This is a genomic window from Microcystis sp. M083S1, assembly GCF_020246405.1.
Lineage (GTDB): Bacteria > Cyanobacteriota > Cyanobacteriia > Cyanobacteriales > Microcystaceae > Microcystis > Microcystis aeruginosa_C.
This window is the reverse complement of the sequence record NZ_JADBTB010000217.1, coordinates 1-16,033: the sequence shown is the minus strand read 5'-3', so window position 1 is coordinate 16,033 and position 16,033 is coordinate 1. Positions and strand designations below refer to the sequence as shown.

Annotated in this window: 18 protein-coding genes and 1 pseudogene; 8 read left to right on the top strand and 11 right to left on the bottom strand. The window is 42.8% G+C overall.

What is annotated here, in order from left to right:
- Positions 1 to 169: 169 nt before the first annotated feature.
- Positions 170 to 907, bottom strand: coding sequence for a phycocyanobilin:ferredoxin oxidoreductase (locus IM450_RS19955; protein WP_287664201.1), 738 nt, complete (start codon positions 905 to 907; stop codon positions 170 to 172).
- Positions 908 to 1,146: 239 nt separating this feature from the next.
- Between IM450_RS19955 and IM450_RS19950 the strand changes: the two genes are divergently transcribed.
- Positions 1,147 to 3,459 carry a transglutaminase TgpA family protein gene (locus IM450_RS19950; protein WP_287664203.1) on the top strand — a complete coding sequence of 771 codons (2,313 nt, stop codon included), beginning with the start codon at positions 1,147 to 1,149 and terminating at the stop codon, positions 3,457 to 3,459.
- Positions 3,460 to 3,530: 71 nt separating this feature from the next.
- Here IM450_RS19950 and IM450_RS19945 read toward each other — a convergent pair.
- The 5 genes and pseudogenes from IM450_RS19945 to IM450_RS19925 all read right to left on the bottom strand — a co-directional run bounded on the left by IM450_RS19945 (position 3,531) and on the right by IM450_RS19925 (position 4,951).
- Positions 3,531 to 3,798: pseudogene (locus tag IM450_RS19945) on the bottom strand (Txe/YoeB family addiction module toxin).
- Positions 3,792 to 4,028 (bottom strand): type II toxin-antitoxin system Phd/YefM family antitoxin, encoded by a 237-nt coding sequence (locus IM450_RS19940; protein WP_002762994.1) that lies wholly within the window; start codon positions 4,026 to 4,028, stop codon positions 3,792 to 3,794. Before IM450_RS19940 ends, IM450_RS19945 begins: the two are co-directional and overlap by 7 nt.
- Positions 4,029 to 4,192: 164 nt before the next feature.
- A complete protein-coding gene (locus IM450_RS19935; RefSeq protein WP_223211192.1) occupies positions 4,193 to 4,378 on the bottom strand; it encodes a hypothetical protein in 186 nt (61 codons plus the stop codon).
- Positions 4,379 to 4,409: 31 nt separating this feature from the next.
- Positions 4,410 to 4,748, bottom strand: coding sequence for a DUF6972 family protein (locus IM450_RS19930; protein WP_002803289.1), 339 nt, complete (start codon positions 4,746 to 4,748; stop codon positions 4,410 to 4,412).
- A 5-nt stretch (positions 4,749 to 4,753) separates the two neighbouring features.
- Positions 4,754 to 4,951 (bottom strand): type II toxin-antitoxin system HicB family antitoxin, encoded by a 198-nt coding sequence (locus tag IM450_RS19925; RefSeq protein ID WP_002738060.1) that lies wholly within the window; start codon positions 4,949 to 4,951, stop codon positions 4,754 to 4,756.
- A 324-nt stretch (positions 4,952 to 5,275) separates the two neighbouring features.
- Here IM450_RS19925 and IM450_RS19920 point away from each other — a divergent pair, with 324 nt between their 5' ends.
- Positions 5,276 to 5,524: a hypothetical protein gene (locus IM450_RS19920; RefSeq protein WP_287664207.1), complete on the top strand. Its 249-nt coding sequence runs from the start codon at positions 5,276 to 5,278 to the stop codon at positions 5,522 to 5,524.
- Positions 5,525 to 5,850: 326 nt separating this feature from the next.
- A complete protein-coding gene (locus IM450_RS19915; RefSeq protein WP_002736419.1) occupies positions 5,851 to 6,315 on the top strand; it encodes an SRPBCC family protein in 465 nt (154 codons plus the stop codon).
- A gap of 73 nt (positions 6,316 to 6,388) precedes the next feature.
- Here IM450_RS19915 and IM450_RS19910 read toward each other — a convergent pair whose 3' ends face one another.
- Positions 6,389 to 6,592: a hypothetical protein gene (locus tag IM450_RS19910; RefSeq protein ID WP_002791803.1), complete on the bottom strand. Its 204-nt coding sequence runs from the start codon at positions 6,590 to 6,592 to the stop codon at positions 6,389 to 6,391.
- A gap of 70 nt (positions 6,593 to 6,662) precedes the next feature.
- Between IM450_RS19910 and IM450_RS19905 the strand changes: the two genes are divergently transcribed.
- From IM450_RS19905 to IM450_RS19895, 3 genes are all read left to right on the top strand, one after another.
- A complete protein-coding gene (locus tag IM450_RS19905) occupies positions 6,663 to 7,178 on the top strand; it encodes a DUF1499 domain-containing protein (RefSeq protein ID WP_002803287.1) in 516 nt (171 codons plus the stop codon).
- Positions 7,179 to 7,442: 264 nt separating this feature from the next.
- The gene (locus IM450_RS19900; protein ID WP_004163102.1) at positions 7,443 to 7,940 is read left to right on the top strand and encodes a DUF427 domain-containing protein; all 498 of its coding nucleotides are present in this window, start codon (positions 7,443 to 7,445) and stop codon (positions 7,938 to 7,940) included.
- A gap of 170 nt (positions 7,941 to 8,110) precedes the next feature.
- Positions 8,111 to 8,992 (top strand): 4-hydroxybenzoate solanesyltransferase, encoded by an 882-nt coding sequence (locus IM450_RS19895; protein ID WP_287664211.1) that lies wholly within the window; start codon positions 8,111 to 8,113, stop codon positions 8,990 to 8,992.
- 34 nt (positions 8,993 to 9,026) lie between these two features.
- Here the strand turns inward: IM450_RS19895 and IM450_RS19890 are convergent, their stop codons facing one another.
- Positions 9,027 to 9,593, bottom strand: coding sequence for a hypothetical protein (locus tag IM450_RS19890; protein ID WP_287664214.1), 567 nt, complete (start codon positions 9,591 to 9,593; stop codon positions 9,027 to 9,029).
- Between the two features lie 126 nt (positions 9,594 to 9,719).
- Between IM450_RS19890 and IM450_RS19885 the strand changes: the two genes are divergently transcribed.
- Positions 9,720 to 9,959 (top strand): DUF6737 family protein, encoded by a 240-nt coding sequence (locus tag IM450_RS19885; RefSeq protein WP_016514583.1) that lies wholly within the window; start codon positions 9,720 to 9,722, stop codon positions 9,957 to 9,959.
- Here IM450_RS19885 and IM450_RS19880 read toward each other — a convergent pair.
- The 3 genes from IM450_RS19880 to hemF form a co-directional block, all read right to left on the bottom strand.
- Entirely contained in the window at positions 9,924 to 12,224 is a 2,301-nt protein-coding gene (locus tag IM450_RS19880) for an ATP-dependent helicase (protein ID WP_287664218.1), read from the bottom strand. The genes IM450_RS19885 and IM450_RS19880 overlap by 36 nt on opposite strands.
- A gap of 334 nt (positions 12,225 to 12,558) precedes the next feature.
- On the bottom strand, positions 12,559 to 13,533 hold the full coding sequence (gene tilS, locus IM450_RS19875) for a tRNA lysidine(34) synthetase TilS (RefSeq protein WP_287664220.1): 975 nt from the start codon (positions 13,531 to 13,533) through the stop codon (positions 12,559 to 12,561).
- 178 nt (positions 13,534 to 13,711) lie between these two features.
- Positions 13,712 to 14,734, bottom strand: a complete 1,023-nt coding sequence (hemF, locus tag IM450_RS19870) for an oxygen-dependent coproporphyrinogen oxidase (protein ID WP_002803282.1) — start codon at positions 14,732 to 14,734, stop codon at positions 13,712 to 13,714.
- A gap of 229 nt (positions 14,735 to 14,963) precedes the next feature.
- On the opposite strand from hemF, the gene IM450_RS19865 reads away from it, so the two are divergent.
- Positions 14,964 to 15,710 (top strand): metallophosphoesterase family protein, encoded by a 747-nt coding sequence (locus IM450_RS19865; RefSeq protein ID WP_287664223.1) that lies wholly within the window; start codon positions 14,964 to 14,966, stop codon positions 15,708 to 15,710.
- Positions 15,711 to 16,033 lie beyond the last annotated feature (323 nt).

Here is a 16,033-nt window from a genome sequence, read left to right as displayed (position 1 = left end):
TGAATCAACCCTACGATGAATCAACCCTACGATGAATCAACCCTACGATGAATCAACCCTACGATGAATCAACCCTACGATGAATCAACCCTACGATGAATCAACCCTACGATGAATCAACCCTACGATGAATCAACCCTAGGAGCAAGGGGGGAAGGGGTAGTTCAGTTTAATCGGGTAAATCGAAGAGAACCCCCGTCATATAAAGCTCTGCCCATTCCCAACCAAAGGCTTTTTCTAGTACACGCCGAGTTTTATCGTTTTTCTGCTGTTGACTACAATAATCCCGTTGTCCCTGTAAATAAATGCGCGCTTCTTCCCCGGAAAGAGGCTGACTTTCCTTAGCACATTTGCAGTGAATTGTCAAGAAATCTGTAACTCTTTGTAAAAATTGTCGTTCCTCGGCGGCGGTTTCGGGACGAATAAACAGACAATATTGGGAGAAAATATGACCCCAAGGCGGTAAATCACGAGCTTGGGCGAAATCGGCCGCAGGTAAAGCCGCTAAAGCTTGATTATAGGCACTAGGGAGAGTTTTATCGCTACTGGTGGGAGAAAGATCCACAATAGCGGCACTGATTCCCGCTTTGCCGGAGACTATATCACATCCAAACATCGGCAGCGGATATTCTGGACGGGGGAACATGACACAGTGGAGAATATCCAAACCATTGCCCAGTTTAGCCAATTCTAGGTGCATTTTGCGGAACTGGGGAGTTTGATAGCAGCGATTCTCGATAATTAATTTTTCCCCTTCTAAACGTCCCTCCACATAGCCTAAACCTTCCGGCAACTCAAAGGGCGACAAATCAAGATAATTTTCCCAGTGGGACAGAATTGCCGTGGCTAATTGTCCAATCAGGGGATGAAGTAACGGTAAAATTTCAGGGTTGGTAACGGCTATCATGGGTCAGTAATCAGTTATCAGTTATCAGTAATCAGTCATCAGTCATCAGTTATCAGTTATCAGTCATCAGTTATCGGCTTTTTTCTCCTTATCTCCCCTGCTCACCTCTCCCTGCTCCCTTCTCCTGTCTCCTGTATCCTGACTCCTGACATCTAAAATCCACTTTACCTCATGGAGCGATCGAGATTAGAACTGGGAAATATAAAATTAACTTCTTTGTCCTTCTCCCAATTTACCCTATGGTTAGCAGTGCCGCTCGTCCAAAACCTTCCTTAAAAACCCTCTGGCAAAAGATAGAATCTTTTCCCCTACCAGAAACCGAGGAATCGATTATTTTAAGAATTCTGGTGCAAGCTTTAGTAATCGTCGGTATTATCGCCACCGATGTGGCTACCGATAGTTATACCAGTATTTGGGCTGTTCCTCTCAGTATTATCGGCGGAATCTGGAGTTGGCGACGCAGGAAAAAGCGCAATATCGGGGCAAAATTTTGTATAGCGATCGGAATGTTAGTGGTGTTGGCGCTATTCTTGGGTAATATCGTTGCGATGCAGGATAGTCGCATTGCCCTAACACAATTATTAATTCAACTGCAAATTCTCCATAGTTTTGACCTGCCCCGACGCAAAGATTTAGGGTATTCTATGGTAATCGGTTTAATTCTCTTGGGAGTCGCTGGGACAATCTCCGAAACCCTCGCTTTTGCGCCTTGGTTAATCCTCTTTCTGTTTTTATCCCTACCTACCCTAGTTTTAGACTACCGTTCTCGTTTAGGTTTAGATAATCTCAATCAGAGTCTCCCTTTCTTCTCAAAGAAATCCCCACGTCTAGCCACAAAAAAATTAGTTTCCCCGCAAAATTCCCCCCTTTCTCCCAAACGTTTTGGGATTTTCTTTCTGACAATTCTCCTCTTGGGATTAACAATTTTTGCTCTGATGCCGCGTTTTCCTGGTTATCAAATTCAATCTTTTCCCGTCAATAGTCCCGAGGGTATGGAAAATCAGGGTTTTGAACAGGGAGACAGACAAATCGTTAACCCCGGCTATGTGCGCGAGGGTGAAACGGCGAAGGGTGGCGTAAATGGCGGTAATAGTCCCACTACAGGGTCAGGACAGTTAGATTCTACCTTTTATTACGGTTTTAACCCCCAAATCAACCAAAATTTGCGGGGAAGTATGACTCCAGAAATAGTCATGCGGGTACGTTCTCAAGCCCCCGGATTCTGGCGGGCCATGGCCTTTGATCGCTATACTGGTCAAGGGTGGCAAATCTCGCGAGATCAAGAATTAGAGGATTTAAATCGCAGTAGTTGGTCCTATCGCTTTTTTGTGCCGCTACCCGCAACCCAGGCCAAAACCCATCAGGTAGTCCAAACCTACAGCATTGTCTCCAGTTTACCGAATATTATCCCTGCTCTTACTTCGCCTCAGTTTCTCTTTTTTCCTACCCGACAGGTATCTCTAGACCGAGAAAATAGCTTAAGGTCGCCGGGGGGATTAGCAGAAGGGCTAACTTATACTGTAATCTCACAAGTGCCGGAACGCAATCGCAGCCAACTGCGATCGGCCCCAGAAACCTACCCTAAGTCTATTCTCAACTATTATTTACAAATTCCTGCCGAAATTGCCCCGAAAGTCCGCCGAAAAACCGAGGAATTGCTGGCAAAATCTGCCAAACCTTTAACCTCTCCCTACGAGAAGGCCCTATATTTGGCCCAAGCATTGAAGCAAAACTACGAATTAAAAACCGATTTGCCCTTTTTAGCCGAAAATGAGGATTTAGTCTCGGCCTTTTTGTTTCGTTTTCAGGGGGGTTACGCCGATCATTTTTCCACCGTGTTAACGATTATGTTACGCTCGATCGGTATTCCTGCCCGATTAGCCACCGGTTTTGCCCCTGGCCAGTTTAATCCTTTCACTGGCTTTTATGTTGTCCAAAATACGGACGCTTACGCCATCACAGAGGTGTTTTTCCCGGGTTACGGTTGGTACACTTTCGATCCTATCCCGGGCCACGAATTAATTCCCCCATCCTTTGAGGAAGCGAAACCTTTTAGCGTCCTCAAGCAATTTTGGCAATGGGTAGCCGGATGGTTGCCTTCCCCAGTAACGGGTTTTCTCGGTCTGATTTGGGAAAATGTTATCGTTACTATCGGTCAGTTATTGGCCTGGTTATGGCGCTTTATTTCCGGCAGTCTTTTAGGGGGAATTCTCGGCGGTTTATTGGGGGTCGTCTTCGCCTACGCTGGTTGGTTAGGATGGGGACAGTTCCATCGTTGGCGTCGGGGTCGCAAGTTGGCAAAACTACCACCAATCGAGCGTTTATACCAGCAAATGTTAGGAATCTTAACAGAAGCCGGTTATGGCAAACATCCCGCTCAAACCCCTTTAGAATACGCCACCGCCGCCCGCCGCGTCCAACCGCCGCCAGTGGCGAATATTATCGAGGAGATTGCTTGCGCCTACGTTGATTGGCGTTATGGCGGGAAATCGGCTAATATTGAGAGATTACGCCAACGTTTTCGAGAATTTGTCAAGTTGGTGAAAAAGTGAGCTTGAGCCTATAGTTAGGGTTTGCGGCAAAAAGTTTTTCAGCAAATCCTAGATTTAACGATGTCTTAACGCTACTCATAATGTGTCCACATCCGCAGGATTTTAACTATACCCTCAGATTGAATAACTTCGTACACAAGACGATGCTGAATGCTTATTCGCCGAGAGTACACACCATTCAAATCTCCCACTAACTTTTCCTAAGGCGGGGGATTTTGGAATGGATTGACCTGAAGAATGTCAAGCAACATCTGCGCTTTATTTTTTTAAATGACTAGAATTAAGCTTCTTAGGGTCTTTCTGCGCCTGTTTGGTGTAAACCAATTTCCACCTCACCATTCTAGCTCCTCAGCACATTCTTCAACTGGCGTTGCCAGTCCCTCCCGAATGGATTCTCGCATCCCCGGAATTGAGAGGAGATATAACGTTTCTTGTACCGATTTCCAATCCCCTTCAGATAGCAAAACTGCATTACCATCGCATCCCTCAATAATAATGGGTTCGTGGGAAACAGTTACTGAATCAATCAAATCCTGCAACTTTTGTTGAGCCTCATTAACCGGGATCATAAATCCTCCTAATTGTTTTCTACCAGTGCCGAAAGAAAATCCTCCGATAATCCTAGCGCCAATTACCCAAACCTGACTCCATTCGTAACTATCTCGGTGCTTACCCTAACGGCACTGGTAAGGCGATATTCTGACTTCATTCCAAACGACAAGTTTAAACAAATCTAAGCGCTTTCCTCACTAGATAATCGTCCTTCAATCGGTTCGTATTCATCTTCCAAGAGCCAGAGTTGAGCCTCTTCATAATCTGGAAACGCCTTGACGAGACGGTACTTTTCAGCAGGATCAAAAACATAACACCCCCTCGCCTTATCGATCAACACTAGCAGGATATAGGGAGGGGACTGCATGGAATCCACCCAAACTTCTAGGAAGCGCCAATTATCCTTCACTAGGTCGGGTTCGAGGAATTGCGTGATATTGGTTGTTTGCATTAATCTTAACCTCGCCGTAGAATAAAGAAGACTTTAAACCATCTGGGCTAATTCGACAACCAATCGCTTCGGCAAAGAATAGCCCATAGCGCTCATAGTTTCGCACATTGCCCGTGTATTCACCCCTTTCCATGATAGCCTGAATAACTCGTAGCATTGTATCTTCATCTTTAAACACATGAATAGCTCGTCCTCGTAACAGTAATCTCCGTGATTGTGGAGTATTCGGTAAATGTTTAGAAATATGCTTAGCGTCAAGAAAAATCTCGCGATTAATTCCGCTCATAATGGTTAGACTTCAAGGTCTCTAATAATTGCTGGAATCGGCAGGCCGTCTTCCGCTAAAGCCGCAATATAACCGGCAATCGCCTCTTTTATATTAATCAAGGCTTCTTCTTTCGTTTTTCCTTGACTAACACAGCCTTTGAGACTTGGACAATCCACAATCCAATAGCCGTCTTCGTCTCGATATACAATGACTTGCCTCATTTTTCCACTCGCTTTTTAAGAAGTGTTAATAATTACCCCTAATCATAGCAAGCAACTCAGCCAAATTTATTTACCGTTCCTGCATTAGCCTTCCCCCCAACGTCATCTTTAGATTTAGCCCCGGCGCTGGAGAATACTTACACTAGCGGCGTTGGTTTTTCGCAACCAAAGTAAATTACATATCTTAAATTGAGAGTAACTAAACTTGACAATCGGTTTAACAATGCGCTAGAGTAACTGAAACTTCTAGACTGTAACGCTGGCGGAAGGGAGGCTATTAATTTCGACTAAATTTCTTTACTACTAAACTAAGAAAATATAATTATGACAAACTATCAAACAGAAATCCGAATCAAAGTTCCTTTAGATGTTGCTGAAACTTATTGGAATGCAACGGAAGAAGAGCGTCAAAAAATAGAGAAAAAAATCGCTTTTTATGTTCAATCTTCAAATTTATCTAGAAAAGAATCTCTGGACAAATTATATAAAACGATGGATACTATTGGACAAAAAGCACAAGAGAGAGGATTAACCACTGAAATTTTAGAATCTCTCTTAAATGAAGATAACTAAACGCTTTGTTCTCGATACCAATGTTATTATCAGTTAATATCGAGAGATTACGCCAACGTTTTCGAGAATTTGTCAAGTTGGTGAAAAAGTGAGCTTGAGAGCAGTTATCTTAATGGTGAGGTAGGAAGTTTTCGTTTTGGGGAGTCGATCGCCGGTCGTCCATAGCAAATTAGGTTACACTTTATCTTGATGAGAAAGGCTATAAACAAGACTATGTTAAGAAATGTAACCAAGGCCGAAACCCTTACTGTTGCCTTGTCTGCACAGTTAACTTTATTTTTGTCCGACTACCGATAATTCTCAGCCAGCAATTTATAAGCAGATCAATGTCATCTTGTCAAGTATTTGAACAATCAATTCAGATTAAAGCTAGTGCCACGACGGTGGAGCGTTGTATCACGGATTTAGAGTTAATGCGTCGTTGGTTGAATCCGGTGTTAGTTTGTGAACCTATCGGCGATTGGAAGACCGATATCGGTGGGAGAAGTCGTTTTTTGATTCAAATTCCCCTAATTCAGCCAACGCTAAAAAGTACGGTAATTGAGAGGGAACCGGGGTTAATTGTCTGGCAATTTGAAGGCTTTTTTCGCGGTTGCGATCGCTGGGAATGTCAACCCAATGATGACGGCACTTGTTTAATCAATCGTTTTGAGTTTGCGATTCCTAATCCGGTTGTGGGGTGGGGATTCCAGCAATTCGCCGCCAAATGGACTAAAAAGGATATGGAAGCGCAATTAAGAAGATTAAAACGAGTAGCCGAGGAAATTTATCTACTTTCAGCAACAAGTTAAGCTGATGGGGTGGTAAGCGGGGGGTTTTGGGGATGGGAGAATACCCTCACCCCCAACAGCTAACCCCCGATCCCTAATCGATCGAGATCGACTGGGGACTGTTGCCGTTATCCTGATTATTGTCCTTAAAACTGACTAATCCCTGCTCTTCTAACCATTTTTTGAGGGGATCGTCCGAAAGTTTCAAGCGCAGTAATCCAGAGGCAAAACCACCGAAAAAAGCGATCGGTTGTTGAATCAGTTCTTTAACAACGGGTTGTAATTCATCGAGAAACATCTTATTCTATCTCCTGATATTGCCACACCTATCAATGTTAAGTTAATTGAAGTGATTCTGTAAGACTAGCATGACTGAAACTTCCGACACGGTAAAAAAATCTTTCCGGCTAACCCCGTTTATTTTCCTGGGAATACTGCTCATCTGGCTAGGAATTAGGTTAATCGCTCCCGATAGCGTCAGTTTATTCGCCGGTACTCGTCCCGATTATTTGGGAGTCAGGGAGGGTAAACTGGCCCCTTGTCCGGTCACTCCTAATTGTGTTAGTAGTCAGAGTCAGGATCAGGCTCATGCGATCGAACCCCTTAGTTATCAGGGTAGCGGTGAAAAAGCGATCGAGCAATTAGCTAAAATTATCGCCTCCCAACCGAGAACTAAAATTATTAACCAAGATAGTAACTATCTCTACGCCGAATTTAGCAGTCAATGGATGGGATTTGTCGATGATGTGGAATTTTCTCTTAATCCTAGCAAAAATGCGATCGATGTTCGCTCGGCCTCCCGGTTAGGAGAATCGGATTTAAATGTCAATCGAGAACGAGTGGAAACCCTGAGAAAACTCTTTTCAGTGATCAGTAAACAGTAAACAGTGAAAAGTAATCGGGTGCATCTCAATTTTGTAGAAATATCTATACTACATTTGGGCGCACGCGATGCGCCCCTACCATTGGTGCGATAATATTATTATTGTAGGGGCGAATTGCATTCGCCCTCTTTAAATGACTTCTGCTGCTCCCCTATATGTCAGAGAAAGTCACCAATAGGAGATGCACCCAATCAGTAATCAGTAATCAGTAAACGGTGAAATGACTCAGAGAATACTGACTCGGAGAATAATATAAGAAAAATTATGTTTCGTCCCCAACCGATACCAGCAAAAGCAGGACAGGAATCCGTCTGGGATTATCCTCGTCCCCCGCGCCTAGAATTATCGCCTAAACACCTAAAAATTATCTTTAATGGGGTGATAATTGCCGATACTAAAAGCAGTTATCGAGTTCTAGAAACCAGTCATCCTCCAGTTTATTATCTACCGCCCCAAGATATTAAAATGGAATACCTGCAAGCCACAGCAGAAAAGTCTTTTTGTGAGTGGAAAGGTCTAGCGGGATATTACAATATCACCGTTGGGGATCAACAGGCAATTAACGCCGCTTGGTATTATCCGGACCCGACACCAGAGTTTCAGGCAATTAAGAATTATCTGGCTTTTTATCCCGCCAAAATGACCGCTTGTTATGCCGATGGGGAATTAGTACAACCGCAACCGGGCAACTTTTACGGGGGATGGATAACCTCCGATGTGGTTGGTCCATTTAAAGGCGTTCCCAATAGTTGGGGCTGGTAATCACGTTAAGTCCTTTGAGCATTATGCTACTTGTCAGAAGGGGCAAAAGGCAAAAGGCAAAAGGCAAAAGGCAGGAGGCAGCTTTTTTCTTCCCACTTCCCACTTCATAATTCATAATTTATAATTCATAATTCCCCTTAACTCCTAGTTTCTACTTTTTACGAGAAATTATGACTATATCCCAACCCGATCTAGAACCCACTTGGATGACGATTATTCGCCTCTTGCGCTGGGATAAACCCGCCGGTAGGTTAATTTTGATGATTCCCGCTTTATGGGCGGTATTTTTGGCGGCAGACGGTGTGCCACCGCTACCCTTGATCGGGGTGATCGTTTTGGGAACTTTGGCTACTAGCGCCGCCGGCTGTGTGGTTAACGATCTTTGGGATCGGGATATTGATCCACAGGTTGATCGCACTCGTAACCGTCCTTTAGCGGCCAGAGCTTTATCGATCAAGGTTGGTTTGATTATCGCTCTAATTGCTTTCTTTTGCGCCGCAATTTTAGCTTTATATCTCAATTTCCTGAGTTTTTGCCTATGTGTGGCCGCCGTTCCCTTGATTATCTGCTATCCTCTCGCCAAGCGTTTTTTTCCTGTACCCCAATTGGTTCTTTCTCTCGCTTGGGGTTTTGCGGTTTTAATCTGTTGGAGTGCCGTCACTGGGTCGTTAAATAGTAATACATTTATATTATGGGGAGCGGTGATTTTTTGGACATTGGCATTTGATACAATTTATGCTCTGTCCGATCGAGAGGATGATCTCAAGGTTGGTATTAACTCTAGTGCCATATTTTTCGGCAAATACGCTCCGGAAGCCGTGGGGGTCTTTTTTGCCCTAACAGTAGGTTTATTGGCTTGGGAGGGGCAAAAAATGCAGTTATCAGCTTCTTTTTGGCTAGGGTTGGGTCTAGCGGCGATCGCTTGGTGGCGTCAATACCGGCTGTTACGTCAATCGGATTTACCTAAACCAGTTTATGGTCAAATGTTCGGCCAAAATGTTTGGGTCGGTTTTATTTTATTAGCGGCTATGATTGCGGGGAGTTTGTATTAAAACTCCCCCGAAAATGTCCCTAGAGTCAGTTTGTCTATTCTGACTCTAATAATCCCATTACCTTAGCTGATGCGGGTTCACCAGTCATCAAAGCTACCCGTCTTTGAAAATTTTTTTCCACAGCAATGCAGGTATTTAAGGGATCTAAAATACCCTTTCTGATTTCCCTTTCCCAAGAATAATTTCTTTCTCGGTGTTTAAATCTTGATAATTGCTGGGTGAAAACAGTAACCACTTGATAAATGATTTTTAAATCGTAAAGAGAGTCAATTTGAGAAATTTTAACCGCTAAAGCCCGAAATTGACGGGATATTTCTTGAGCTTGCTCTTGACTACAGCCATGGTCATGATGATAATAATTAACTACTTCTGCCATGTACTGAGCGTGTTTAGCGGCATTTTGAATGCTATGTTGAGCATTTTCCACGGGAGCAAGAAATCGATCTAATAATAGCTGTTGAGCGTAGGCATCGCGAAGGGACGAATTAGAGATTATTTGTAATTCGGCCATTCTTTCTTCATGTTTACGGCGATTTTCGGCATAAATCTCCGTCAGAATAGTATCTAACAGCTTGGGAATCGGATAAAAGACATCAATCATAGGAAAATTTAGCTTAGTTTGTCTAGAGATAAGAAACTCTATTGATAGAATTACCCAAAATTGTAGCAGTGATCTGAATAGTCAGGTACGATAAAATCAAGTTAGTAAATTACTGCCCCTTAACTAATGTCTAACTCGAAATCTAGTAGCGTTTGGGACCACAAACCCCGTTGGTGTCAACCTTGGTCCATTCTGTTGACAGGAATTACCCTGATTGCTGGCTGTTGGTTTTTAACTCAGCGTCTCTGGTTAACTCTACTCCTATCTATTCCCATACTCCTCTGGTGGTTTGTCTTCCTAATTCTTTATCCGCGGACGCTGCAGCAACAGTTAAACACAGAAAGAATCGGGGAAAGCATTGATTAAAACAGGAAAGACAGGACAGGGATTTTTATCCTGTAATTGACTACTTTCATCTCCGCGAAAAGTGTTCCAACGGAAGGGAGCTTTTTTTTCACTCGACATCCATAAAAGTCTTTTTGCTCGTGTCATCGCTACATACAAAAGTCGGTATTCTTCAGCTTTTTTAAGTTGTCCAGCTTCTAACCAAGCGCTTAAAGGTGGGGGAATAATTGGTATGCTATCGGGGTTTAAATAGCGTTGATGAACCGCTGCTCGAATTTGCGCCCGGGCCACTTCTGCCAGGGTAAAATCTGCCAAAAATTTCGCCCCATTGGGTACCCAAGGTTTGCCCGGGATAATATCTTCGTGAAGAAAGGGAATAAAAACATAATCCCAGTCTAAACCCTTGGCTTTGTGCATAGTAATAATCGTCAGTTGTCCGGGACGAGTATAACAATCGTCGTTATCTTCTTCCACTCCTTCAAAGCGCTCAGAGGCGATAATTTCATTAAGAGTATTAATTGTATTTTTGAGAGAACTATTACCAGCAGTTTCCTGATAAATACGGGCGGTTAATTTTTGCAATGTGGCTAATTCTGACCCCGAATATTGGAGAGTCATAGCGAAAAAAGACAGGAGTTGATAATGGGGTAATTCTAATCTAGCTTTTAGTAAACTGCAGCAATAACGACGGGCGATTTTTTCGTTAGATTTCAGTTCAGGATCGAGGGGAGTGGGATAAAGAAATTGTTCGGGATAGGTAACTAAAGGATTTAAGTCTTGGGCAGTAATTAAACCCCTCAATTGTAGCACTTCTAAGGCCGCTTTGAGATAATCGGGAGAGTGGGGACGTTCGACAAAAGCCAATAGTTTCAGCATTTCGGCGGGAATTTGGGAAAAGCGATCGATCTCATTAGCTTCAAAAATTCTGATTTGATAACTTTTATAAAAATGGGCGAATTTTTGAGCAAAAAAGTGTCCTTGTCGATTTTCTCTAACGAGGATAGCCGCATTATGTTGAGGGTTTTCTTGAAGTAATTTAACTAGACGTTTTTCAATTAATTCTACTGTTTGATAAATGTCATCGGGTTGATAAATTTCTAATCCTTTTCCCTCCTTAACTGGATTAGGTTGGGGATCTTCGGCGCTGACGGGAAGAATCGCTTGAACTCGAAAAGGAGCCTCGGTAACTTTATGATTATCTTTTCCCTGTTTCCAATCTCGATCGACCCATTGTAACACTAAATTAGCAGCTTCAATAATTTTAGTATTGCTGCGACCTGCTTGGTTCATAGTGGATAAATTGCCTTCGTTTTGACAACTTTCACAAAACCAATTAAAGTAAACAGGATCGGCGGGGGTAAAGGTAGAATTAATCGCTTGATTGGGATCGCCGACGCGAATTAAATTAGGTATTTCACCGTCATTATTTTTTGCTAAAATAGTAATTAGTTTTTCTTGGAGAGGACTAGAATCCTGTGCCTCATCTTCAAAAACTCCAAAGACAGATTTTTGCCATTGTCGGCGAATTTTTTCTTCCTCTAATACTCGCAAGGCTCCTAAAATCATGTCATCATAATCTATATAGTTTTTCTGACGCATCAGGATTTCATACTGTTGGTACAAACCACTAGCAATAGCGAGAATTTGATAATTATCTTCGGTATAGTGGCTTAATTCCCAGACTTGCTGCGGTGATAATCCCGAACTTTTTAGCTCATGAATGGCCGTATAGGCAAGACTAGGTAAAATTTCGGTTCTCAGCACCGATTGACGGCGTAATCTTTCTGTTTCTTCCCCATCAAATTCCACTCCTTCTAATAACTTTTGATAACGAATTGGTTCAGTAATTAGCCATTTTTCCACCGAGTTTCTAATAATTCTATGGCTAGGAGTCGGAATAACTAAGGTAGAAGATTCGAGGTCTAATCCCGATAATTCCGGGTAACGACGGGCTAATTGTAGAGCCAGTCCGTGCAGAGTTTGGACGCTGAAACCTTGGACCGAAAGTTGTAAATCTTGCAAGCGTTGTTTAATTTTAGCTTTAATACTAGCGGCAGCCGAGCGCGTGTAGGTGACAATAATTAACTGTTTTTTAGCATGAAGTTGCTCACGAGCAATAACCATAGCGGCAGCTACGGCCAAACTGTGGGATTTTCCCGCCCCCGGCACCGCAGAAATGGCCATTTTTCCCCCTTGCCAATCGGCTAATTCCTGTTGTCCGGCTCGCAGTTGTTGCCGGAGATTTACCAGTAAGTTTTCTCGATTAATTACTTTAGTTTCGCTCATTATTCTACGCCAATTTTATTTTTAGTTTAATTGTATTACTATTTTAGTTTATCTTTAAACTAATTGCTGTAAAAGTTAGCTACAGATAACTAGAATGGGGAGATGGGTTTTTTTCAGTGAACAGTAATCAGTAATCAGTGAAAAGAAAGTAGCAAAGTTTTCCCCTAACACTGTCCACTTAAAACTGTAATCTGATCACTGATAACTGATAAGTAGGTAGGTATTGAAAACTTTCAGATCCCCCCGCCTATCGGCACCCCCCTTATCAAGGGGGGCAGGGGGGATCGAACCTAAAATCCATTTGTAATTTAATTATAACCAGCTACTTAACTGATCACTGATCACTGATATATAGCCAATTTTGTTGTACTTCTACCCGAATTTTGCCGGTTAAGGAGGAAGTGGCATCGCGATTAACACCAGTAATAAGATTAACCACTGACTCAACTTCGGCAAAATTAGGGGATGAGGGTAAATATTGAGCCAAAAATAAACGAATCACTCGTCTTTGTATCGCTAGAGGTAGAATTTGTAAAGGGGAGCGATCGAGTCTTTGTTGATCTAGATCGATAACCTGACGAAAAATATCCCGGGCAATACTATCTAAATAATCGCTTTCTGCTTCCAAAATTTCAGCAGTTTGGGCGAGATGTTTTTCGATTTGGGGGTTTAAATTAGTTTGCAGGTAGGGTAATAATTCCTGACGGATGCGATTGCGAGCATAGCGTAAATTCTCATTAGCTCGATCGTACCAGATCGGTAATTCTCGACTTTGACAAAAAGCGAAAGTTTCCTCGCGAGTGACATTTAAGAGGGGACGGACTAAAAAAATATCTGGGGTTAAACTTGTCAACCAAGTTAAGGCAGAAAGTCCATCACTACCGGCTCCGCGCGTGAGATTATAAAGAAAAGTTTCCGCTCGATCGCTCCTCGTGTGTGCCGTGAGAAGATAATTAAAACCCTGTTCTTGGGCGATTGTTTGTAAAGCTTGATAACGCCATTGTCGGGCCTTGGCTTCCGTTTCCGCCATGGGGGGTGCGGTGGCAATATAAACGGGTAATTGCCAAATTTCGGCGATTTTACGCACATGATCCACTAATCCTCGGTCGTAAGACCAACGGTGATCACAATGAGCGATCGCTAGTTGCCAACCCCAACGAGAGCGCAAATCCAGCAATAATTGACCTAAACAGAGGGAATCCTGACCTGCCGACAATGCCACTAACAGAGACGCATTTTTAGGTAATAATTGTCCCTTTTTGACTGTGGTTTCCAGACGAGTATGGAGAGGTGTCCAAAAATTAGCCAAAATTTTTAAATTTATTTACTTGACAAATGACAGATAACTAGAACGGGAGAGGGAATTATGAATTATGAATTATGAATTATGAATTATGAATTATGAATTATGAATTATGAATTATGAATTGGGAAGAATAAATAAAAGCAATCTTCTGATAACTGATAACTGATAACTGATAACTGATTTAACCTTGCCAATTAACCCAATCTTGGGGTTTTAGGAAGATATCATAGAGTTTTGCTTCTGGGGTATTGGGTGCAGGTTGATAACAGTATTCCCAACGGACTAAAGGAGGTAAAGACATCAAAATCGACTCGGTACGACCGTTAGTTTGCAACCCAAAAATTGTGCCACGATCATAAACTAAATTAAATTCTACATAACGACCGCGACGATAGAGTTGAAACTGACGTTCTCTGTCACCGTATTCCGTCGAGCGGCGTTTCTGGACAATGGGAACGTAAGCGGGTAGAAAAGCTCGGCCACAGTCATTAATGAAACTAAAAATTTCTTCCCAGTTGCGGGGTTGTTGGGGAGATAATTTTTCTGAATAGATAGCGGCATCACTTTCGGCAAAAGGACCACGATAGAGAGGGTCTAAACCGTCTTGGTAATCAAAGAAAATCCCGCCGATGCCTCTGGCTTCCTGACGATGATTGAGATAAAAATATTCATCACACCAGCGTTTAAAAACGGGATAATATTCAGGATGATGTTGGTCGCAAACCTGTTTAAAAGTGCGGTGAAAATGACTAGCATCTTCTTCAAAAGCATAGTAGGGAGTTAAATCGGCACCGCCGCCAAACCACCAAACCGGGCCGGCTTCAAAATAGCGATAATTGAGGTGAACCGTGGGAATATAAGGATTGTGAGGATGCAAAACCATCGAGGTTCCCGTGGCGTAAAATTGATGACCGGCAGCCTCGGGCCGTTGTTTAGCAATGCTAGGAGGTAATTCTTTCCCCCAAACTTCCGAAAAATTCACCCCTGCTTGTTCAAAAATTGCCCCTTCCCGCAAAACTCGCGAACGTCCGCCGCCACCTTCGGGCCGTTGCCAACTATCTTCGATAAATTTTGCTTGTCCATCCACTTCTTCTAATGCCCGACAAATTTCATCCTGTAGGGATTTCATAAATTCACTGACGCGGCTACGGCTGTCACTGGCGGGCAAATTGGCAAGGGTGGCACTTGTGGTGAATGCAGTCATACTCAAGGATCAAAGTTGATAACTCAGTGATTATATTACTACCGGGTGATGAAACTGCCGATCTTCGATACTTAACTTAACATTTAGACCGGTTAGGTGTTGGGTGATGGGGTTTTAGTTGAATTCCCCCATTTCCCCTAAATCAATGTTAATTTCTAAGTCTCAACTGGGCATATTAGAATTAGTCCCGACCAAGGGACAATAACACAGACCCCCAATTTTTACCACTATGCCCTCCCGTCGAATCATCATCGGTGACGTTCACGGTCAATACGATCCTCTTTTGCAGCTAATAGAAGCAATCGCGCCTCAAGAAAAGGAACCAGTTTATTTCTTGGGCGATTTAATTGATCGTGGTCCCAATAGCGCCCAAGTGGTTGAATTTGTTCGTCAACACCGCTATCGTTGTCTATTGGGCAATCATGAACAGATGCTGCTAGAGGTGTTGGGCAGCCAAAGAATGATCGGGGAAATGTTGCCAGGTTGGCTTTATAATGGCGGTAATACTACTCTTTTTAGCTATAACCACAAAATACCGCAAGATCACATCGATTGGCTGAAAACCTTGCCTCTTTACCTCGATTTAGGCGATATTTGGCTGGTTCATGCCGGGGTTTATCCCCATTTACCCCTCGAAGAACAAGATGCTACTCATTTTTGTTGGATCCGCGATGAATTCCACAGTATGCCGGAACCTTTTTTTAGTGATAAATTAATTATCACTGGCCACACGATTACTTTTACTTTTCCGGGGGTAAATCCGGGGCAATTAGTCGCCGGTGCCGGTTGGCTAGATATCGACACGGGAGCCTATCATTCCCACAGTAATTGGTTAACTGGATTAGATATCACTAATCGTTTGGTTTATCAGGTCAATACCAAAGATAAAACTCTGCGAAAATTTGATTTAGAAGATATAACCACCTCAATTAATCCTACCGAAGTCTATACTAAAAGAATGCAGCCCACCCCTTAAAAATAACTGTTATTAACAAAAATATAATTCTCGGACGGGGAATGATACCAAATTCATGCAGATAGCTCAGATGTTAATCTCTGGGTTGGATAACAGGAACCAGCAGCTTAGCCTATTGGGATTCTTTGATCGTAGGTTCTCAAGAGCGGTAAGTAGCTGGTTATAATTAAATTAAAAATGGATGGCTCTTCGGGACTTGGTATGGTTCGATGTGGGGGCATAAATCGACTCAATCCTTATCTGGCAAGAGATTTAATTGATTAGTTCGCTCCAGATCGCCAACAATTGACAAAAATTGCGGCAATGTCTGTCTCTATAAAGGT